Genomic DNA, 22,290 nt, shown 5'->3' with positions numbered 1-22,290 from the left:
AAGAACCGAAACCCGTTAGATGAGCGGGTTTCGGTTCTTTTTATTTGGGCTATTGATACGTTGGACTTCCTTCAAGTGCAACCGAACGACGGATATACATCCCCATCGTTTGCCATTGTTTATCCGTCCATAATGTCCGCCGCCACACGGAAACCACAGTTGCCGGTAGAGCTGTCCGGTGTGTTTCCGCTTCTGGCTGCGACGCGGTAACGGTTGCAGTAGGAACGGTGGCATAGATAAGAGCCGCCGCGCATGGCACGTATTCCGGTCGGTTCCATGAACCTCGGGTTTCTCTCGGATGTCACTTGGTGGTATTCGGGGCTGAACCAGTCAGAGCACCACTCCCATACATTACCGGACAAATTGAACAATCCATACCCATTAGGCTCATAAGCATCAACGGGCGCGGTGCTTAGATAACCGTCGCTGGCATTGTTCTTCACGGGGAATTTGCCTTGCCAAATGTTGCACATGTGCTTTCCTTCAGGTTTCAGCAAATCCCCCCAAGGGTAGGTTCTGCCTATGAGCCCGCCTCTAGCGGCGTATTCCCATTCGGATTCCGTCGGCAAACGAGTCCCGGCCCAGGCGCAATATGCCATCGCATCGTGCCAAGTGATATGAACAACTGGGTGGTCAAGCCTTTCGTCAATAGTTGAATCCGGCCCCTCCGGCTTCGCCCAAAAGGCACCATCCACAGCAAGCCACCATGGCGCTTGCTGTGGGACCTGTCTGACCCGCTCTCGTGTCGACTCGGAGGCCAGCAAATGGAACACAAATGACCAACCAAACCGTTCAGCTTCTGTAACGTAGCCGGTCTCTTCAACAAAGGAGCGAAATTCACCGTTTGTTACGGCATACGGAGAGATAAGGAAGGAATCGACATGCACATCACGAGCCGGTCCCTCTCCGTCCGACGCGACCCCGCCCGCTTCACTCGTCCCCATCCTGAAAGTGCCCCCATCAATTCTTACCAACTGACTGATTCCTCGTGCGTGAGTGGATCGTCTGGGAAGCAATGGATCGTCTATTCGTTTTATTTTGGCGGCTGCTACCTGTTCTCTGCCTGCCGTACAACAAGATTTTCCTGGTATCATATCATTATTTTGCCCCTCTCCGGCCTATTAAGCATAGAATGCTGCCCCGCTAATCCCCGAGAATAAGAGAATAGTAAATGGATGCAATCGTAAACGAAATAACATGTATAAGCATGCAGCTACAATAAGGAAGGCCGGCAGCAGCTCATTGATAGACAAGCTAGCGGATAAATGGACCACACAGAGTTGATAAGCGGCAAAAAGTATAAGAGCTGTAACAACAGGCTGCACGCCATACATGCAGCGCTTGAGATAATTTTTATGATCACGGGTAATGAAGTAAATCATTCCTGCAGTCATCAGCATGGAAGGCAGCAGTAAGCCTAGCACACCAGCAATGGCGCCAATCACCCCGTAGGCTTGATAGCCGACAAGCAAACCCAAATTAACGGCGATGGGACCCGGAGACATTCCTGCGACTGCGATAACGTCTACAAGCATATCGCTGCTCATCCAGGCTTGGCGTTCCGTTTCCCTCTCAATTAATGGGATCAAAGCATACCCTCCGCCAAATGACACGAATCCCATTTGCAGAAAAAACCAAAATAACTGCGCCATGACTTCAGCTCCCAGATGAATGACTTAAATAAAATACATATATGAATTGTCGGCACCATCCTTGAATTGGCGTGCCTGCGAGCTTTTTGCACTCCGACCGCCATGTGTTGCAACGACACTGGCAGCAGCACCTCCGGTTATAAGCCAAATCGGATGTGTCTCCAAAAAAAGAAGTACAAGGCTTATAATCGCAATTGCTAACGAAAGTGTATCCTTAATTGATATCCTCCCCAGCCTAAAAACGGTATAGAGGATCATTGCAACAATTCCCCAACCGATTCCTCTTAACGCTCCAATTACCTTCAAGCTGTCACTGAACTTGTAATAGAGTAGAAAAAGGCCGATAACGATGAGACAGGTCGGTAAGATGGCACCCATTGCTGCTGCGACCGCCCCCTTCACCCCGTCTAGACGATACCCGATCAATAAAGAAGCATTGATTGCCACGCCTCCTGGGGCCGCTGCCGCAAGCGAAAGCGTTTCTTGTAATTCCTCTTCATTCATCCATTTCCTGCTCGCAACAATCTCCCGTTCCAACGCAGGAAAAGTGGCGTATCCACCGCCAAAAGAAATAGGCGCAAGTTTTAGAAAGCTCCAAAATAGGGATGTTAATCGAGGAGAACTCGATTCAGAACGATTCACTTCGCAACACTACCTTCCTAATAATTAACCTTCTATTCGCAGCTTTGTTTATTCCAATCTGAAATAGGCATAAGCTAAATCCGAAATGAGGGAGTGATTTCAAAGCATCTCTCACGCTTTAATCTTACACCTTAATCCCAATTTGATAAAAACTATCCTTTCGATCTACCTCACAAAATAACAAATAGTAAGGACACATTATGGCATCCTTCTTATTACCATAATTGTCTATAATGAAAAGCAGAAAGGAGATGAATCTATGAAAAAAACAAATATTCTATTGATTACGAGCGACCAGCAGCATTGGAATACGATAGGCGCATTTAACAATGAAGTCCATACTCCCAATCTGGACCGGCTAGTTCGTGAAGGTACAACCTTCAGCCGAGCTTATTGTCCCAACCCTACTTGTACACCTAGCCGTGCATCCATTATTACCGGCATGTATCCAAGCCAACACGGAGCTTGGACGCTTGGCACGAAGCTGCTCGAAGATCGTCATACGATTGGCGAGGACTTCCAACAGGCTGGTTATAAAACTGCGCTGGTTGGTAAGGCACATTTTCAACCCTTGCGTTCAACAGAACAATATCCTTCACTCGAATCGTATCCCATACTACAGGATTTGGATTACTGGAGAACGAACAAGGACTCTTTTTACGGCTTCTCTCATGCTGAGTTAGCACGAAATCATACCAATGAAGCACATGTTGGGCAGCACTATGCAGCATGGCTGGAGGATAAAGGATGCACCAATTGGCGAGATTATTTTTTGCCGCCGACAGGCACCATGGATCCTAACCAGACTTACACCTGGCCAATTCCTGAGAAGTACCACTATAATACCTGGATCGCCGAACGAACGAATCTGTTATTGGAACAATATAAACAGAATGATGATAGCTTTTTCTTGTGGTCCAGCTTCTTTGACCCTCACCCTGAATATTTGGTTCCTGAGCCATGGGACAGGATGTATGATCCCGATAAGCTAACCATTCCTGCCATGGTTCCCGGTGAACACGATAATAATCCGCCGCATTTTCGAATGACTCAAGAAGAGGCGCCAGACTTCTCATTCTTGCGAGAGAGCGAATTCGACATTCACGGTTACCGCTCCCATCATTATTATGAGTACGGCAGCAAATTCAGGCTGACGGAAAAAGACAAGAAAAAGCTGGTCGCTGTGTATTATGGCATGGTCAGCATGATGGATAAATATATTGGTACTATTCTTGATAAATTAGACCAACTCGGATTAGCTGATAATACGCTAGTCGTATTCACAAGCGACCATGGCCATTTCTTTGGACAGCACGGCTTGCAAGCTAAGGGCGGCTTCCATTATGAGGATTTGATAAAGCTGCCGTTCATCGTGAGGTACCCAGGGCACGTTGCGGCTGGCAAAACCTCTACTGCATTTCAATCACTTGTTGATCTAGCTCCTACCTTCCTTTCGTTCTCAAATCTGCCTATCCCTCATGCAATGACAGGAGTAGACCAGAAGGAAGTGTGGCTTGGCAGGTCCGATCAAGCAAGAGACCATGCCATTTGTGAATTCCGGCACGAGGCAACGACCATCCATCAGAAAACGTTCGTAAATGAACGATATAAAATTACGGTTTATTATAACCAGATATATGGTGAAATTTTTGACCTGCAAGAGGATCCCAACGAACTTCGCAACTTGTGGGATAACCCTAATTACTCCAGCTTAAAAACAGAGCTCCTGCTGAAATATGTATGGGCTGAGCTTGGTAAAGAACCTATGCCGATGCCTAGAATTTGTCACGCTTAACCTGTCCATCACGAAGCCTCAAGTCTGCAGCCAAGTGGGTACTATTTGCATCATCGTACTAGGCCGAAGGCAGACTTGAGGCCCTTCTCATGAATGACAGTTACTATTCACCTATGGCCGACGATGTTAAAATGATAGTGACTTTCATCAACTTTAACTTCGGAAGAGGTCGTCTGCATGATAGAGTTCACCCATGAATATGCGGAACATTTGTACCACACCCCCAATGCCTTGGAGAAGCATAACGGAGTTATACCCATCCGTATTGGCTATAACGAGGCAAAGCCAAATTATCATATAGGACCGCGCTTTATTGCTTACTATAGCTTGCATTTCGTTCTTGCAGGCCAGGTTACACTGTGCATGAATCAGGAAGAGACAACACTTACGCAAGGCGATCTTTTTGTTCTATTCCCTCACAGCATTCATGAATATTACATTACTTCCTGTGAAGAACCCGCTCTAAAGATGTTTTGGGTTGCTGCCGAAGGTAAACAAATGCCTCTGGTCACCCGCCGCCTTGGGCTTACGCTCAAACACCCCTATATTAAAAATTTTTTCAACCAGGATCTTGAGCGATCCTTTTTTCAATTCGCCTCCGAATGGAAGCATCTCGTGAGACAGGATGACCTCTCGTTAACGCAAGGGTTCTACTCTTTATTGAATCAGATCATTCAATTATCCAAACCGATGAAAGCAGCCTCACCCACCGATGACTGGGTAGCAACAAGCATCGACTACATTCATTTGTATTATAAGGAAGGGATAACCGTTGCAGACATTGCTGAACATGTCGGGATCCATCGCTCGCATTTTTCGAATGTCTTTCACCAGAAAGTCGGCATCCGGCCGCATCGGTACCTGACGAATCTAATCATGAAGGAAGCTATGAAAATAGTGCAAACGACGGCACTGCCGATTTCTCATATCGCCCTATCCCTCGGGTATTCAGACGTGTACTCCTTTACACATGCTTTTAAAAGATACCACGGACACTCGCCAAGCTCTTACCGGAAATCATAATAACCTAACTTACAGCCTAAAAAGAGAAACCCGATGTCCTCCATAAGACTCGGGTTTCTCGACAATCTAACTGACTGTAGCAAATATTCATTGGTTTATATATTAATGAAAGAAATATTTGATAATGACTGAGCTTTATAAGTTCATTCAGGCTAAATTAATAGCTTTAATTGTATCCAAAGGTATTTTCGGATTTCGATCCTCAGTCAGAAGCCCGTTAATCTCCTGCTGAACGTCGGCAAGCTGCGTATAGCAGTAACCACTAATATACTTAACGTCCTTAATCGCTTGGGTAATGCCGCGGAAACGCTTAATGAATTCCTCCTCCGACGCCACTTGATCGCCATAGCCCCAGCCTTTGTCCGACTGGAACGCGATACCTCCGAATTCGCTGATGATGATCGGCTGACCTTGATATTCGTATCCTTCGGCTAACGCGTACTTCCATTGATTGCAAGTCGTTTCATTGGCCAAAATCGCATCCTTGTCCGCATAACGCTTCAGGAAACCTTCACCTGTAGCTACATAGTCATGCAGCGTTAAAATGTCGGATACCGTATGCTCCCAGCCGTCGTTCGTGATGACTGGACGATAAGGATCAATGGATTTAGTCAAATGATAGATGCCCTCGGTAAACTTCTGCTGCCGTTTATCACGCAGAATAGCGGGGATGCCCCACGATTCATTAAATGGCACCCAAGTAATAATACTTGGATGGTTATATTGCTGCCTCACAATCTCCAGCCATTCCTTTGTAAACGCATCGACCGCCCGGTCATGAAACTCGAAGGTAGCCGCCATCTCCGACCACACAAGCAAACCTTTCACATCGCACCAATAGAGAAAGCGGGCATCCTCGATCTTCATATGCTTGCGCACGCCGTTGTAGCCCATTGCTAGAATGTGATCGATATCTTCAATTAAGGCTTCCTCGCTTGGTGGAGTCAGATGGCTTTCTGTCCAATAGCCCTGATCCAGAATCATTCTCTGGTAGATGGGAACATTGTTTAGCAGCACCTTGCCGTTCTTAATAGAAACTTTTCGCATGCCAAAATAGGAGAACACCTTGTCTACAGCCTGATCCTTCGCATACAGCACAAATTCCACGTCGTATAAGTTCGGATGCTGCGGAGACCAGAAGCTTCTTTTCCAAGGCCCGTTTGCCTCATGCAGCAGATCAACCTCAACGGTTAGGCAAGGGCGGTCGATCGCTAGACTAACCCGTTTCACAGGCTTGCCTTTGAACGTAACGATAGCTTCAAGCCTTAAATCACCGGCTCCCGCTTCCTCCACCCCATGCACCTCATAATCGAAACGGACGATGGAACGGTCGAAATCTGGCGTGATTTTGACGGCTTCAAGTCTCTGTTCCTCCACGTATTCCATCCATACCGTCTGCCATATCCCGGTCGTCTGGACATAGAAGCATTCAAAATTATCTTTGGTCCAGCGCTGTTTGCCTCGAGGCTGATAGCAGCTATTGCTGTCTACCACCTTCACCGTAATTAGATTATCAGCTCCGAATGCGAGATAATCAGTAATGTCGAACGAGAAAGCCGCGTAGCCGCCTATATGCTGGCCTGCTAATGTTCCATTTACCCACACCTTAGCTTCGTAATCCACCGCTTGGAAATGAAGGATAGCCCGTTTCCCTTCAGCTTCCATCGGGATGTGAACAGCTTTGTTGTACCATACTTGCGGATGGAATTCTTCGACTCCAATCCCACTCGCTTTGGTTTCGTACGTGAAAGGCACGTTTATTTTGTGGGTCTCTTCGAATTTCTCGTACCACTTTTCTTTCTCTCCCAAACCGCGGTCATCGAAGCGGAAGTTCCATTCGCCATTTAAGCTTAGCCAATTGTCGCGTACAAATTGTGGTCTGGGGTAGTCTTTGATATATGCCTTTGTTGTCATGCCGTACCTCCTAATTCTTGTGCTTCGCCAAAACTTCCAGTACATAAACAGATGTAGGGCGCAGCGGATAGCCTAGCTTCCATTCTTCGGCAGGGACGACTTTTTTCTTACTTATAATGCGTTCCGGCTCAAACACGGAATTGATATCGTCGTAGGAATCTCCCGTAATTTCATATAAAACCGTTTCTTCCGAAGCCTCGAAGTTTTGCAGGTCAAGCGTCGCTTTCACCTCATTTAAGCTGCGGTTTACGATAAACACGGTGATGGAGGTGCGACCGCTGTTCGTGCCTGCCACAACATCGAGATCAGGCAGCGCCTCCAGAGAGATAGGAGTCTCCCTGAGTGACGGAACAGCAAAATTTCCGCAGTCGGCTATGGCGTGAACAAGATGCCGAACATCACAAGTTGCGTACAGCTTCATCACTTCATACGTTGGCGTTCCGTATACGGTAAGGGGTAAGCCGCTCCAGCCGGGTTCCTTGCCGCAATATTGATCGGCATAATAATCGCCAACGCGAATACATCCGCCGAGCCAGCCGTTTACCAGATCGGAGAAGCTGCCGATATGAACCATATCGCTGCAGCGTATCATTTCGTTCAGGTTAGCAGCATTGGCTACTGCCGCACCTAAGGTATGCTCATTCGGCAGCCCTTTCCGAATCGTGTTCGGATAATACATCGTGTTGTATTCAGTAATCGCCAGCTTCACATGGCTATGCTTCGCATTCGCAAGAATATGCTCTGTCGTCTTTGTGATGTGGTGACGGGTAAACTCGGGATAAGCAGCAATCGCTTTATATCGATCCTCCGACGGCGTATTCTGGTTCATGCCGAATGGTCCATAGCCGTGGTACAAATGTAAGGTAAGATAATCAAAATGTTCACCAGCTAGATCAAGGACGGTCTTGTTCCACTCCTGCTCGTAGTGTCCGCAGGCCAGCAGGACGATGGAGGGATCTGTCGCCTTCATAGCTTCGGCGAAGGAAACCGTACGCTTTGCAAACTGATCCGCAGAACACGTACCTACCTGCCACTGTCCCCATACCTCGTTGCCAATCTCCCAATAGCGGACATTGTAAGGCTCGGGGTTTCCGTTCGCCGCACGCCTCGCACCCATTGGCGTATCGACGCCGCCATTACAGTATTCAATCCACTGAGCGGCTTCCTCGGGCGTACCCGATCCGTCATTTACGCAGATGAGCGGCTCCACTTGAAGTTCCCGGCAAAACCGAATAAATTCGTCCGTGCCAAAATATTTACTGGTCCAGCCACCCCATGCTTCGTTGTACATGACTGGTCTTTCGAGAACAGGACCTATACCGTGCTCCCAATGGTAGGCACTGATGTAGTTGCCGGCAAGCCTCATCATCCCCGCGTTCAAATCACGCGTCATGTCGATGACTTCACGCTTCACCATGGCGATGCAATCTATCGGCAATACAGATACATGGTCAATCCAAAGCATACCGGTGGACACGTGATCGCACCATCTCTGGTGGTCATCCGGAATGTATACCCTGAGTTCGGCGTCGACGCATTCGCGAGCAATAGACAGCTGCGCTTCGTACTCACGCCAATTGTGACTTTCGAGCTCGATCCGGACTTGTCCAAGGAGCTCTTCCGAGCGCCGATCGACAGCTTCAATGATAATAGTCTTCAACTCGACGGAGGAACGGGCCACAAGCTTGACCGCATAATTGGCTGGCCCCTTAAGCGCCGTCTTTTGCGCGATTCCCGCATAGGCCTCATCATCGCTCAGAAGGCGAATGCGCTGGGCGCGCCCCGAATGCTTCGGTGCAGGCGCCTCCAACGCGTACTTGGTATTTCGTCCATTCGTATAGGCGTACCAGCTACCGGAAATCTCTTTCTTCGACACGGCCTCGCTCTCGAAGTCCATATCCTTAAGCGGGAATGCGAGCATCGCTTCCATGTGATCCCGAATGTCTTCAACGAAATGACCGAACAGGTAAGGGTTAACTGCATGCTCGCTCGCATGACTGCAATCAATCGTAATCTTTGCGTTAGTTTTCAAAATAAACCTCCAACTGATTTGTCATAATGGTTACGATGTTAACCTTTAAGCGATCCGATCATAACGCCCTTGACGAAATGCCGCTGCACGAATGGATACATGATCAATACCGGCAAAGTAGAGACGATAATGACCGCGAACTTAATGCTCTCGGCAAGCAGAATTTGATCCTCCAGCCCGACACTTCCGCCCTCGATGCCTGCGGATTGGCTGATCATGAGAATTTCACGCAGCACAAGCTGGAGCGGATGCAGAGCCTCGTCGCGGATATAGATCAGCGCGGCGAAGTACGAATTCCAATGACCCACCGCATAGAATAGAACCATAACAGCCAATATCGGTTTGGATAGAGGCAATATAATGCTAAACAGCAATCGCCAGTTGGAGCAGCCGTCCATGTGAGCTGCCTCCTGCAGCTCCCATGGAATGCTTGATTGAAAGTAAGTCCGCATAACGATTAGATTGTACGTGGCGATCGCCCCCGGGACGATCAGCGCCCACATGGTATTCACCATTCCCAGTTCCTTAACCAGCATATAGGTTGGAATCAATCCGCCGCCGAAAAACATAGTGAGCGTGATCAAGACCATAATTTTGCCGCGCCCGGGAAGATCTGGCCTGGACAATGGATACGCCGCCAATATCGTCATGATGATATTGATGAGCGTACCGACCACGGTATAAACGATCGTATTGCGGTACCCTGTCCAAATTTTATCGTTGTGCAAAATGCTCTTGTACGCTCCCAAGGTCACGCCCTTCGGAAGCAGCCATACATCTCCATTCAGCACCTTGGACGGATCGCTGAACGAAGCGCTGACAATAAAGAGCAGCGGATACAGCACAATAATAATGATGATTGCGGCGATCACGTATATAACGAAGTCGAACGCCCGTTCATCCGATGGTTTTCTTATGGCTTGTTGCTTCGACATGACTGGGTTCCCTCCTTTACCATAAGCTCGTCTCTGACGTCTTGCGCGCGAACCGGTTGACCATCAGCAGCAGGATGAGATTGATGACCGAGTTGAACAGTCCGATAGCCGCCGTGTAGCTGTATTCTCCCTTCAATATGCCTGTCGTATAGACAAACGTGGAGATGACGTCGCTTGATTCCAAATTCAAGTTGTTTTGCATGAGCAAAATTTTCTCAAAGCCGACGTTCATGAAATGGCCGATATCCAGAATGAGCAGGATCACGATGACCGGAGCTATGCCTGGAAGCGAGACATGCCATATGCGCCTCAGCCTCGATGCCCCGTCCATCTTGGCCGCTTCGTATAGCTGCGGATTCACTCCGCTGAGCGCCGCAATGTAGATAATCGATTGCCACCCCATGTTTTGCCATATGTTTGAGCTGATGAAGATCGTCTTGAACCAGCCGGCTGCCTCCATGAATCGGACTGAAGTGCCGCCGAATGCCTCGATCATCATATTGATCGGTCCTGTCGGTGATAGGAATACGTTCAATATGCCTACGATAACGACAACCGAAATGAAATGAGGGATATACGTAATATTTTGCAGCCATTTGCTAAAGGTTTTGCTTCGGATTTCGTTAACAATTAGAGCGAGCATAATCGGAACCGGGAATGCGATGAGCAGAGAGAACAAGTTGATGGACACCGTGTTCCATAACAGCCTCCAGAAATAATACGAGTCAAAAAACCGTTCGAAATGCCCAAAGCCTTCCCAAGGGCTTCCGAAAATGCCCTTTGCCGGATTGAAATTTTTGAATGCGATTTGCAGGCCGTACAGTGGACCGTAGTTAAAGATTAAGTACCAGGCTATCGGCAGAAGCAGCATAAGATACAGATCATACCGTTTGGCTATATTCCTGATCAGGCTGGATCCGCGCCTCGGCTGGATATGGGACAGAGCGGCTGCACCTTCTTGCGCGCTCTTCATGAGCATTCACTCCTTATTCATACGGTCTCGGTCTTATTTCTCCATCTTGTCGTAAGCTTCTTGATAGAGCTGTTCCAGCTCGTCGATCTTCATTTTTTTCAAAGTAGCCTGGAATTCCTCCCACTTATCGAAGCTGATCGCGCCAACGATAAACTTCGTGCTTTGCTCGTCGATATATTTGTCGATGTCGTTGCGCAGAATGTTAACTTTCTGAGCGTTCTCTTCATTGAACATCGGAGCAGCATAACGAATCTTCGGCATGTACGGCTCCAGCTTCGCGTATGCCTCTTGAACTTGCGGTGGATTGATGAAAGACGCTACCTTGTCGCTGATCAAGTGAGGCGCGCCGCCGCCTGCGTACGGTGTCATTTTTCCCTGCGCACCTGTTATTGCCAGAAAATCCTCTTTGTAATACGGCATGCCATCCTTCAGCTCGTAATGCTCGCCCTCTCTGCCAAAGCGTAGCAGGGTGGAGCCCTCGTCACTGTAGAAATAGTCGATCCAGCGTATAGTCGCTTCCGGATATTTGTTCACAGATGTAATAGCGAACGCTCCAAAGTCGCGTGGCACCGGCGCTACCGGGCTTTGCATCTGGTCGCCATGCGGACCAACTGGAGGAGCGGTGCCGACATATTGATCCTGGATCGGCAAGAAGTTGTTGTTCGTCTGGTCGAAGAAAAGACCCGTATTGCCTGAGCCTTGCTTAGCAAGATATTGTGCTTCCGTATGCGTGAAGATTTCCTGGTCCAGAAGCTTCTCCTTATACAACTTGTTCAAGTACATAAGCAACTCTTTGTGCTTCTCGTCGCTGCTCCAAATATTGATCTTGCCGTCTTCGATGTTGATGTTATAGCCGAGCTGCAAATCCAAGCCAAACGATCCGGCCATCATGTTTACGATAGGTATCCCCGCTGCCGCCTTACGCGCAGTCATAGGAATTTCGTCCGATTTGCCGTCGCCGTTCGGATCTCCATCCCGGAAAGCGAGGAGCACTTTATATAGCTCATCCGTCGTTTTGGGCTCTTCCAGGTTCAGCTTCTCGAGCCACGCTTTATTGATCCAGCGTTTGTCCGTACGCGCCGAGCCTGTCGTTACGATACCGGGAATCGAGTAAATGTGTCCTTCCGGAGTCGTAATGCCCGAGCGGATCTCTGGATATTGCTCCATTAGGCTTTTCAAATTTGGTGCATACTGCTCAATTAAATTCTCCAGCGGTATAAGCTGTCCGGCCGTCCCGTAGCGAATAGTCTCAAGCGGATTGAGTTCCGATCGGTACAATACATCTGGAAGCTCGTTGGAAGCGAATAATAGATTTTTTTTCTCCGCGAAGCCGTCTGTAGGAGCTTCGGTAAATGCTACCTGAATGTTGCTTAATTTCTCATAGTCTTGGAACACCGGCATATCTTTGAACGGCCCGTTAGCAGGCGCGATTCGCGTGAACATCTTGAGCTTGATCGGTTGCTCCACGATCGGGAATCCTTCCGCTTTAACAGCGCTTTCAGAAGCAGGCGAAGGCTGATTCTCTGTCTTTGAGCCTCCGTTGTTGTTGCTGCAGCCGGTCAGGATCAGACCGGAAACGATCATCGTAGTAAGTGCGTTTCTTCCCCAGTGTCTACGCATAAATCTGTGACCTCCAATGTTCTATTCACCGAATGGTGTAACCGTTTGCCAGCGGTGTCCACTCATTATAATTCACCCGTTTCGCCACAAAGTTATAATAATATGACTATTTACTCTACATATTTTACAACTTCGCTTCAGCTCCCCCGCCTCCCAAACCGTTCAAATACGTTTGGGGCGTCACGCCGATCATTTCCTTAAACACTCTAAAAAAATAGTTGTAGGAAGAAAAGCCCGCTTGACTGCTGATTTGCTTGAGCGAGTATTGACCGTTCTCTAGCAGCTTGCGCGCTGCATCGATTCGGATCCGGTTTAAATATTCTGAGAACGTCGACTTCGTCTCTTCTTTGAATATTCTGCTTAAGTACGATGGATTCAGGCTGATGGCGTCCGCTGCCAGCTCCAGGGTGACGCTCCCTGAATATCTTTCCAGAATGAATCCTATCGCTTGCGATACATGCCGTGAATACGGTCCCACTGCATGTGTCTCCTTGAGCAGGCTCAATAGGCTCGCATAGAAGGCTTGCAGCCATTTCTCCATCTCTCCGACGCTGTCTAATCTGCCCAGTTCGCTCCTTGCAGGAAGCCTGTCCATCGCAGAGCCATGCTGAGGCAGCCATTTCTTCAACACTTTATCCGCGATATGCAGAAGCTCGCTGATGATCATTTGCACGGAATGAGAGTGAATGGGCTGCCCCTTGATCGAATCGAATACGGATAAAATCAGCCGCTGCATGCCGTCCTTATCGAGCATCTCGATTGAGAGCAGCAGCTGTTTCTGCTCCTCGATGGTTAAAGAGACGCGCTGTCCGTATATGCCATTTCCCCCTCCATTCACTTGGCCAGTCAGTTCCTCATTGGGTGAAAAGTCAAGCAATCGCTCTGCGGAACCGTAACTCGTTCCAAGAAGTGACAGGCTGCTGCATAAATGTCCGACAGCATAGACGCACTTTAAATTCAGGAATAGCTCCAGCGCGTGGCGAAGCTTGCTCATCATTCGGTCAGCCTCGCTTGCGGCTGCATTCTCGCTTCGTTCCTTGAACGAAAGAACGACAACCATACGTCCGTTCTCAAGGTAGGCAGCTGTACGTTCTTGTATATCACCCAGACTCTGCTGCATAATCTCAACAGCCTGCTGGACGAGCCGATTGGTCTGTACGTCGCTGCAGGATTGCGTCAGCAGCAGGAAAGGGACAATCTGAAGAGACGCTGCAGCGTAGCTCACCGTTTGAGGATATAGTCCATTCTTCCGAGCAAAGGCTTCAAGCTCCTGGGCGGACTGCGGTTTCCTTCTTACCAAATCGGCAATATAACCACGGATGAGCACGGGATTCATTCGTTCTGCCATCGCTTTCTGATCATTGCGGTCCTCCAACAGCCGATCCTCCTGCCGCAGTGCAAGAACCGCTTTGTTCAACATGTCAATCAGCGTTGCTCCGTCGAGACGATGCTTCAGCAAATAATCAATGGAGCCATTTTTCAGGCAATCACGCACATAATCGTAGTCGTCAAAGCTGCTAAGCATAATCGTCTTAATGGCTGGATATCTTTCTTTGATCGTTCGATTTAGCTCCACACCATTCATTTCGGGCATATTTACGTCTATAATGGCGATATGCGGCGGAGACTGCTCGATCAATGCCAAGGCCATGACTCCGTTGTGCGCTTCACCACATATTTCAAAGCCGTGTTTCCGGAAATTGATTAGCGTCGATAAGTTGTTGCGGACCAGCGGCTCGTCATCAACCAACAGCACTTGAAACATAACCTATATCACCTCATGATCTAATTTTTCCGTGTCCCGCAGAACGGGAAGTGTAATTACGACCTTCGTATATAGTCCCAGCTCGCTGTACAGCTTTATACCGTAAGGTTCTCCATTTATGCGAACAATTCGTTCATGCACATTACGCACTCCCATGCCACTGAAACGTGATGGAGCCTCTCCTTTGCTATGCTCGCCCAGCAGCAAATCCATCTGCTCCAGGGTCATACCTTTGCCGTTGTCCGTCACTTCGATTTTTAGGTTGTGATTCTCTTCGCAAACGCGAATCATGACCGATCCCCCTTCCTCCAGCGAGCCGATCCCGTGAATAATGGCGTTCTCCACGATAGGCTGCAGCATAAGCTTGGGCACCCGGCATTCCAGCAGGGCTTCATCCTCAATCTCCTCATACACCGGAATTGGCTGCATGTATTTATATTTCACGATGGAGATATAACTTCTTACATAGTCCAGTTCCTCTCGAACCGTAAGATATTCATTGGAATTACCTAAAACCCCGCGCATCAGCTCGATTAAAGAGCCGGATACCTCCTCGATATTGGGCACACCGTTCAGCTTGGCCAAGTATTTGATTGTATTTAGGGAATTGTATAGGAAATGTGGACGTATCTGCGCCTGAAGAGCCGTCAACTCCGCTTCGCGCTTCTCCTTCTCACTGATTCGAATTCCTTCCAGCAGCCGTTTCAATTCCTCCACCATACCGATAAAGACGTGGTACAGCTGGCCTACCTCGTCTTTCGTTTTGATTTCCTTCATTGGAAATTCCAAATTCCCGTCCTTCACCCGCATCATCATGGACTTCAGACGCCGAATATTTATGGTGATCCGGGAGGACACCTGCAGTGAGCAGATTAACACGATGGCCAAAACAAATACCGATACTTCAGCCATCAGCTTGCGAAGATTCGCAGATTCACTAAGCAGTGAATCCATCGGTATTAGCGCCAGTGTAGTCCAGCCCGTATATTCCGATGAACGTCTAACAACGGTGTAGGTTCTTCCATCTATGATCATTTCCGCCGCATCGCCAGGGCCTTTGAATTCCTGCTTAATGCTTACAATCTTCTCAATAGGAGGAGCAAAAGACGGCGCCGATTCGGACTGATACACGAATCCGCCTTCTTTATCGAGCACATACAGCATGCTATCGGCGGTCGGCTTCACTCCATACGTTTTTTTAATGAAATCATAGTTTAAATCGACCATGACTACGCCGATTGTCTCGCGGTTATAACGGATTTCTCTGCCTACGGTAATGGCATCCGACACGCCGGTCTGCTTCAAATAGGCATGGCGCGATCCGTTTCCAAGCGTATAATCCATCATCTGTGACCCAAGGACCGTCCGGTCCAGCCAAGGACCACCGGAGAAAAAAACCTTTCCATTCAACCCAACAACGGCAATCCTAGAAATGTAAGGCTTATAATCGATCAGCACCGATAGAAATTCTTCAATCCGCTTCTGTTCTAAAAACCATTCGTAGCTGACCTCTTCCGATGGACTGAGCAGCGTATCGATCACCGTGTTTTTGTTAGTCACTACTACCGTGTTCAGCCGGTCGATCTCCTCCAGCATAATATTTAGGGATTCATCCGCCTGGCGAATACTATCCGATACCGAAGTAACTGCGTTATCCTTTATCGTCTCGCGCATATTCAAATAGACAATGCCAGATACGGATAATATGGAAAGCAGGGCGACTAGACTGAATGCGATGAATATCTTCCCTTGGATGCTTAAACGGGGCGAAATCCATCGTTGAAGGGTGGATAACTTCATATCGCGAAATCTCCTTTTCGAACATAAGGAAGTGTTTGTCGTGTAATCGTTTTCAAATATATTGTACCTACTTGAGCTTATCCAATTGTCTTTCTTAGAATTAAGGGGGATTCCTTAAAATAAGTCTTGAATGCTCTGGTGAACGTATACAGATTAGGATACCCAAGGGACAGAGCGATCTCCGTTATCGTCGCGTCTGTATCCATTAGCAGCTGCCTCGCCTTGTCCATGCGGATCTTCTGCATGTACTTCATTGGCGGCATGCCCGCTTGGCTTGTAAACACTTGGGTAAAGTAGGAACGATGAACACCCGCGAAATCCGCTACCTGTTGGACGGATATTCCCTCTGAGGCGTGCAGCTCTATATATTTCATGCATTCATGAATCCAACCGGCAAGCTCGGCCTCTTGAGCAGGTACCGACTCCGGAATCAACCCGGCGAATAAGGCACAAATATGGCTTTGCAGCTCAAGTGCACCTGCCGGATTCCATCGCTGAGCGCCCTCAAGCGTATGAATGACTTGGTCTGCCGATGCTCTGACTCGTGAGCTCAGCGCCTTCTTGCGAAACGGATGCTGATGCGTTAAACCCGCAAGCTCTAGCAACGCCATTGCCCTATCGCCATCCACCGCCAACCAGCTCATTTGAAGCGGCCGATCAGAGGGAATCATGTCGTAGAAATATTTACGATAAGGAAATAAACAAAACACGTCGCCCTTCTCCAGCTCCACCTGCTTGCCTTCGTACTGCAGCCGAACCATTCCCTCCTGCACGAAGTGAAGACTGTAGCATTCGATCCTCTTGGGTCCCACTTTATAGTTAGGCTTGGCCAAACAGCGACCCGCTCGAACCGGCCATATACGACATTCCTTTTCCAGTTGCCCAGGCGTATAGTAAATGAAATCAGCAAACTCATACTCGTATTCCTGCATCGCAGCCATCACTCCCATCCCATAATCAATTCCGCATACATATAACATAATGACAACTATCTCATTTCTCACAATTCAAAATAAATCGTATGATTATAAGAATTATAATAATAGTAGTGGATTGTTCTTGTCTAGTTCACCTAACATAATGCTAATTTTATTGAAAGTGAAAAAAGACCACTGGGTGGCCGCTGCATCCAGCTAAGCTGGCGATATTAAAGAATCGAAACCCGTTGGATGAATGATCTTACGGGTTATGGTTTTTTTATTTAGCTATTTTACCCTTAAGAAGGATACTCTGAAAATCGCCCCCCTCTTGTGGGTTTTCGTACTATAAAAAGAGTTTGGCTATAGAATTGGACTTATTCTACAAGATAATGGTTTAATATAAGCTGGTTAGGTAATATGAGGATGAACAATTCGAGGAGGAATGGCAAATGCCAACGGCTCAAGTAGAAGGAAGAAACGCCATTCAGGCAGTTGAGGGCACAAAGCTTGTGCTAATGTTAGAGGATAATGGAGTCGACGTCCTGCACCGATGCGGCGGGAACGTTAAGTGTACGACATGCGCTGTAGAAGTTCTCTCTGGAGATGCTGGCGAGATGAGCGAGGCAGAAGCGACAGTTCTTCGCAACAAAGGAATCGAGGATGCAGCTATTCGGCTATCCTGCCAAATTCGGCTACATAGCGACCTATCGGTCCGGCTTATTAAGACAGCGACTTCTACTGGCCTGGAGCCCGGCACTCGTCCCCAAGATTAATCATTTCCCCCCGTTATAAGATGGTGGCAAAGCAAACTTCGATCATAACAATAAGTGAACTAACTCCATCTGGGTCATATCTACGGCAATAAGGGCTTCTAGCCCTTTTTTTGTTTATATTGGTAGGAATAATGAATAGACCGTGCCACCCAAACAAGGAAATGATCACGGCCTTCTTGCTAACAGTACGGTTGTTATATCCAGTGAGTACACACATTTAGCTTATGTTTTTCTGCATTTCCACGACTGTTTTCTCTTACACTTTCTATTGACTTTAACACCTAACTCTACAGCCGTTATAGAAGTTATTTTAATATATGCTACGACACCTCTTACATTAAGAATGACGCTGCCGTCTGAAATGCCCAAATAAACGCCTACATGCGATGTTCCATCAAAATGAATCCGAACATTGGGTGTTCCTACACCGATTCGCAAAAGAATTTTTAAAATATTGCTGTTGCTTCCACTGCTTTTACCGCAGCAGCATTTATGGCCTTCGCTCTTGTGACCTTCATTTTTGTGGCCTTCGCTTTTATGTCCTTCGTTTTTGTGGCCTCCACTCTTGTGGCCTTCGCTTTTATCGCCTTGGCTCCGGTTCTTTGAGCATGTGCAACCTGAGCTTCGGTCTCCTACGCTCTTGCTTCCCCCTGTTCTCATCATTCCTATCATCTCCTTAATATTAGTAGAATTACTACTATCATATGGAAATTAATAGATTTTGGTGTGTATAAGGCAGCTCAATGGGTTGGGAAGGCATACTCCTGATAGATAACCTAAAAATCTTGTGACATTCACAGACATGCTGAATAGCTTAATTGGAAGGCATATAAACTGCTCATGAGGAGAATAAGACATGGGGAATAATGTTAAGCTTTGGAAACCATCATTCAACAATAACACTAAGATAAACAACTCCAAACGTCTAATTGCCCCCAATCGGTTCGTTCCTCCCGGAGCACATATCGATACCCAAGCAAAGGCCAACAAGCTGCGTAGAGTTCCAAGGGATAGCAGAGAGTTCTCTCGCGAGGTTCGCCGTGTAAATCGCGAGTTCCCTCCATCCTATAACTCGCTTTTCGGTACTCATCGCTGTTCATGTGGGATCTCCTACGATCGCAAGCGCTTTTGGATCAGGTGTCAGGCGACACCTGTTCTCGATCCGATTTGATTCACAATCATCAAGTTCGTATTCTTAATCACAGAGGGATGTTCTTAGGCTTAGCGGCCGCCGCTTCAACTTTCTTGACCTTCTGTACACTTGAAGCAATCAACAATTGAGCTGCGAAGTAAGTAGACATAATAAGGAGACCTGAATAAGGCACATCTGCGACAAACTTATTCCAAGCCAGTATCGAGTCCGATGCAACGAATAGGATCGCACCAACAATGGCAAACGCATTGCGGCTCATAATGGCCGTAAAGCACATCGCTCCAATAACGGTAATGTAGACAACGACGGGAATCCATAACCCGCTTAAGCTTTCATCCCCCGAAATACTCATAAAAGCGACTGCCCAGCAGCACCGAGTAAATGACGATAATCAAGCCCGCAAGCACACCGTACCAGCTCATAAGCGATTGCTGCTTAAACCAACGAGCAACCATTGCAGCCACATAAAACAAATGCCCCGTTAGAAACGCACCCAATCCGAACACAAACCACGGATCATCGGGAAGCAGTAGAAACGCATCTCCCAATAGGCTAAACAGCAGCCCTGTCAGAATCAGCTTCCTATAAACCGCTTGGTCGCGTCCATCTGGTACACTGCAAACAACGCGCGTAATAATGAGTGCCATTGGCAGAAGCTTGAATATCCAATGCAGCACCGTACTGTCCACTGATAACGTCGCAAGATGAATTAAACCTGTACACATAATAAGTCCCAGCAGCCAACTCTTACGCATATGCGATCCCCCTTATTCCATCACTTTACCCGAACCTAGATACGATGTAAACGCTGACATAAACATGAATATTTTTGCTTATTCAAAGTAGAACAAAGGAATGAAATAAACGAAAATAGCGAACAATTAGTCTTTTTTCGTATCTTATTGCCATTCCTTAATATAAAAAAGGGCTGCCCCAAACGTAGGATTACCTACGCTTGAAACATACCCAGCTTTGTTTTCTGATGGAGCATAGGCAGAAGGACGTCCTTCTCTTACCATTCCTATAGCTTACGAACCTTATAGCTCTTATTTAAGCCATTGGTAGTCGATTAAAATTGTAACGAACTCCAGAATCGTTATTTCGAGAAAAGTAGCTCATAACGCCTAATAAAGCCTGTTATAACGTTATCCAGATTCGTTAAAATGAAATAGTTGTACTTTAATGTACAATAAGGGCAATACGGTTCTTTAGAAAAATAATCTCGGGATGAAAACTGGATCAAAACAATGAAAGTTGCATCCTCAATTATCGTGATCTGAGCTTCTAGCTTCTATGCCACGTGAGGCTTTCATAACACTTCAATGTGTTCATCTTCGTCTTTACTCATTAACTGCCGCACTTAATAAGATCTGCCCTTTCTCATAAACAATATCCGATATAAAATCAGTTTTCTTCCTATCGAAATGAGCAAAATCCATTAGATTTGATATGTCTGCCCCATATAGAGATAGACTGCCGTCACCATGATCCACGAGGGTCATGTCCTTATTCATATTTGTGTAGGGTAAGATCACAATTTCTTTGGCAGACGGGTCAAAATAAGCCGCATGAGAGCGATGAAGGCCAGAACCCCATGAGTATGTAAAATACAATTCGGAATCCTCGTCGTTATCCATATCGGCTAGAGCCATGCTGGTTACGCCTAGCCCGCCAAACCACTCGCCAAGCGGATAGACAACTCCCTTATGTAACAAAAATGCTGCGGCAGATTTGTCATATTTGAAAATACTATACTCAGAGTTTTCACTAATAGATTGCGGTGTGATGTTATAACACTTATCTGTGTCGTAGCCTGAATTAAAATCCTTTTGCAAAGCTAAAAAAGCATCAACACCGTCCTGAGTTCCCACTATAGATTGCGTTTCTACTATTTCCTCGTCTAGCTTCGAAATTTTGTAGATGCTCCAAATGTATTCGCTCTTTAGAGTATTGACGTTATCCTTATGTGTTTTTGCCAGCCACACCTCATCATCCAGTAGAAAAAGACGATATTCAGGATCAACGGTCGAATCGGTTAGTACATACTCATATCTTTCTTTATAACCTAAAATATTAGGAACATTAATGCTTGGCATAAAGCTTTCATTAAACTTTTGCACATCTAAAGCTTTCCGTTCATAAACAGCCTTCATTTTCTGTTGACTGCCGGCTCCGTCGGTTATAATAAGCGAGTTTTCGGTAAATGTATAGTACTCCTTAAACCCATCGACAGCTACAAACGAGCTCAGTAAATTCATATACACCTGTTCTTCAAAGCGATAGCTGCCATACGGTTCACCAGTCTCTTGCAGCGCCCCATTCACGATCGGATTTGTTGCACAGACGGCAACAGCAATTATACAAGCAGCAGCTGAGAATACGATCACCCGTTTTTTTGGCGCCTTAAAGCGCAGTATATTTTTGACGCGCTCACGGATGCCTGTCTCTCCAAATGCTAGCGGACTAGCAGACGGTAAGCGGCGGTTTGCCGCAAAGGCTAGCAATGACGTGCAATAATCCTTCGCGATTCCCGAACCCGTCTCCGATAGCACCTTTTCATCGCAGCTCATCTCCATGTCTTTGGCCATCAATATAAAAGCAAGCCAAGCAAGCGGATTAAACCAGTGAAAAGCAAGAACCACAAAGGCGAGCGGCTTGATTAAGTAATCTTTCCTCTTTAAATGGTAGGCTTCATGCTTCAGAATGTAGACTCGTTCTTGCTCCTGAAGCCCAAAGGGAATATAAATTCGCGGTTTAATAAAGCCGAGAATAAATGGCGACCGGATGTTGTCGGACTCGAATATATGTTTATCCAGTAGGACCGCTGTAGCCATGCGGCGTTTCAATTGGAAATAGGTCACCAAACTGTAAACAAGCAGCGCAAGAACACCTAAACACCATAAAACTGTACCGATCTGTATCCATATTTGCAAAGGATTTACGCTAGCAGTCGGGTCAGCTGGAGGCAGCGTGTCGCTTATCATGACATTTACGGTCGGTATGCCTACCGTCATTCCCGGCTTCTCCATATAGCCGATGTCCGCTGGGACATAGCTCAGTGCCGCTTCGCCGCTCTTTTGCGCTGCGGTCATATCAAAGGGGGGAGCATTAAAGAGGCTGAGCTCAGAGGAAATAGACACCGGACAAACTAAGCGGAACAGTACAATCGCCCATAGCAAATAGGAATATTTCTTTGGTGCCCGTTTCAACAGCAGACGGATGAGAAGCACGGCGATAATGACATAAGACGCAGTCAGGGACATATTGAGTATTTTTAGAAACAACGTTTCCAT

At 47.1% G+C, this 22,290-nt stretch carries 18 protein-coding genes; 3 read left to right on the top strand and 15 right to left on the bottom strand.

The window, feature by feature from the left end; translation table 11 throughout:
* Positions 1-119: 119 nt before the first annotated feature.
* The 3 genes from AC1DOV_RS02150 to AC1DOV_RS02140 are packed head-to-tail and all read right to left on the bottom strand — an operon-like array spanning position 120 to position 2,294.
* Positions 120-1,094 (bottom strand): formylglycine-generating enzyme family protein, encoded by a 975-nt coding sequence (locus AC1DOV_RS02150; RefSeq protein WP_477549057.1) that lies wholly within the window; start codon positions 1,092-1,094, stop codon positions 120-122.
* Between the two features lie 27 nt (positions 1,095-1,121).
* Positions 1,122-1,652: a chromate transporter gene (locus AC1DOV_RS02145; protein ID WP_477549056.1), complete on the bottom strand. Its 531-nt coding sequence runs from the start codon at positions 1,650-1,652 to the stop codon at positions 1,122-1,124.
* Between the two features lie 24 nt (positions 1,653-1,676).
* On the bottom strand, positions 1,677-2,294 hold the full coding sequence (locus AC1DOV_RS02140) for a chromate transporter (protein ID WP_477549055.1): 618 nt from the start codon (positions 2,292-2,294) through the stop codon (positions 1,677-1,679).
* A gap of 259 nt (positions 2,295-2,553) precedes the next feature.
* Between AC1DOV_RS02140 and AC1DOV_RS02135 the strand changes: the two genes are divergently transcribed.
* Together AC1DOV_RS02135 and AC1DOV_RS02130 are read left to right on the top strand one after the other, a co-directional pair.
* Positions 2,554-4,089 carry a sulfatase family protein gene (locus AC1DOV_RS02135; protein WP_477549054.1) on the top strand — a complete coding sequence of 512 codons (1,536 nt, stop codon included), beginning with the start codon at positions 2,554-2,556 and terminating at the stop codon, positions 4,087-4,089.
* Between the two features lie 177 nt (positions 4,090-4,266).
* Positions 4,267-5,112 carry an AraC family transcriptional regulator gene (locus tag AC1DOV_RS02130; RefSeq protein ID WP_477549053.1) on the top strand — a complete coding sequence of 282 codons (846 nt, stop codon included), beginning with the start codon at positions 4,267-4,269 and terminating at the stop codon, positions 5,110-5,112.
* 147 nt (positions 5,113-5,259) lie between these two features.
* On the opposite strand, the gene AC1DOV_RS02125 is transcribed toward AC1DOV_RS02130, so the two are convergent.
* The 8 genes from AC1DOV_RS02125 to AC1DOV_RS02090 all read right to left on the bottom strand — a co-directional run bounded on the left by AC1DOV_RS02125 (position 5,260) and on the right by AC1DOV_RS02090 (position 17,155).
* Complete coding sequence (locus tag AC1DOV_RS02125; RefSeq protein WP_477549052.1) at positions 5,260-7,026, bottom strand: glycoside hydrolase family 2 protein; 1,767 nt, start codon at positions 7,024-7,026, stop codon at positions 5,260-5,262.
* A 10-nt stretch (positions 7,027-7,036) separates the two neighbouring features.
* Positions 7,037-9,058, bottom strand: a complete 2,022-nt coding sequence (locus tag AC1DOV_RS02120) for an alpha-L-arabinofuranosidase C-terminal domain-containing protein (protein ID WP_477549051.1) — start codon at positions 9,056-9,058, stop codon at positions 7,037-7,039.
* A 38-nt stretch (positions 9,059-9,096) separates the two neighbouring features.
* A complete protein-coding gene (locus AC1DOV_RS02115; protein WP_477510190.1) occupies positions 9,097-9,993 on the bottom strand; it encodes a carbohydrate ABC transporter permease in 897 nt (298 codons plus the stop codon).
* 16 nt (positions 9,994-10,009) lie between these two features.
* Complete coding sequence (locus tag AC1DOV_RS02110; RefSeq protein WP_441878841.1) at positions 10,010-10,966, bottom strand: ABC transporter permease; 957 nt, start codon at positions 10,964-10,966, stop codon at positions 10,010-10,012.
* A gap of 33 nt (positions 10,967-10,999) precedes the next feature.
* Positions 11,000-12,586 (bottom strand): extracellular solute-binding protein, encoded by a 1,587-nt coding sequence (locus AC1DOV_RS02105; RefSeq protein WP_477549050.1) that lies wholly within the window; start codon positions 12,584-12,586, stop codon positions 11,000-11,002.
* 124 nt (positions 12,587-12,710) lie between these two features.
* A complete protein-coding gene (locus tag AC1DOV_RS02100) occupies positions 12,711-14,351 on the bottom strand; it encodes a response regulator (RefSeq protein WP_477549049.1) in 1,641 nt (546 codons plus the stop codon).
* Positions 14,352-14,354: 3 nt separating this feature from the next.
* A complete protein-coding gene (locus AC1DOV_RS02095) occupies positions 14,355-16,151 on the bottom strand; it encodes a sensor histidine kinase (protein WP_477549048.1) in 1,797 nt (598 codons plus the stop codon).
* A gap of 77 nt (positions 16,152-16,228) precedes the next feature.
* On the bottom strand, positions 16,229-17,155 hold the full coding sequence (locus tag AC1DOV_RS02090) for an AraC family transcriptional regulator (protein ID WP_477549047.1): 927 nt from the start codon (positions 17,153-17,155) through the stop codon (positions 16,229-16,231).
* 365 nt (positions 17,156-17,520) lie between these two features.
* Here AC1DOV_RS02090 and AC1DOV_RS02085 point away from each other — a divergent pair, with 365 nt between their 5' ends.
* The gene (locus AC1DOV_RS02085; protein ID WP_477549046.1) at positions 17,521-17,844 is read left to right on the top strand and encodes a 2Fe-2S iron-sulfur cluster-binding protein; all 324 of its coding nucleotides are present in this window, start codon (positions 17,521-17,523) and stop codon (positions 17,842-17,844) included.
* A gap of 222 nt (positions 17,845-18,066) precedes the next feature.
* On the opposite strand, the gene AC1DOV_RS02080 is transcribed toward AC1DOV_RS02085, so the two are convergent.
* The 4 genes from AC1DOV_RS02080 to AC1DOV_RS02065 all read right to left on the bottom strand — a co-directional run bounded on the left by AC1DOV_RS02080 (position 18,067) and on the right by AC1DOV_RS02065 (position 22,290).
* A complete protein-coding gene (locus tag AC1DOV_RS02080; protein WP_477549045.1) occupies positions 18,067-18,507 on the bottom strand; it encodes a hypothetical protein in 441 nt (146 codons plus the stop codon).
* A 536-nt stretch (positions 18,508-19,043) separates the two neighbouring features.
* Positions 19,044-19,349 (bottom strand): lysoplasmalogenase family protein, encoded by a 306-nt coding sequence (locus tag AC1DOV_RS02075; RefSeq protein ID WP_477549044.1) that lies wholly within the window; start codon positions 19,347-19,349, stop codon positions 19,044-19,046.
* Positions 19,330-19,752, bottom strand: coding sequence for a lysoplasmalogenase family protein (locus AC1DOV_RS02070; RefSeq protein WP_477549043.1), 423 nt, complete (start codon positions 19,750-19,752; stop codon positions 19,330-19,332). Before AC1DOV_RS02070 ends, AC1DOV_RS02075 begins: the two co-directional genes overlap by 20 nt.
* 585 nt (positions 19,753-20,337) lie before the next feature.
* A complete protein-coding gene (locus tag AC1DOV_RS02065; RefSeq protein WP_477549042.1) occupies positions 20,338-22,290 on the bottom strand; it encodes a M56 family metallopeptidase in 1,953 nt (650 codons plus the stop codon).

The sequence above is a fragment of the Paenibacillus sp. 01T47 genome (genome assembly GCF_056398245.1).
The sequence above is the reverse complement of the archived record's forward strand: the minus strand, read 5'-3'. Positions and strand labels throughout refer to the sequence as shown.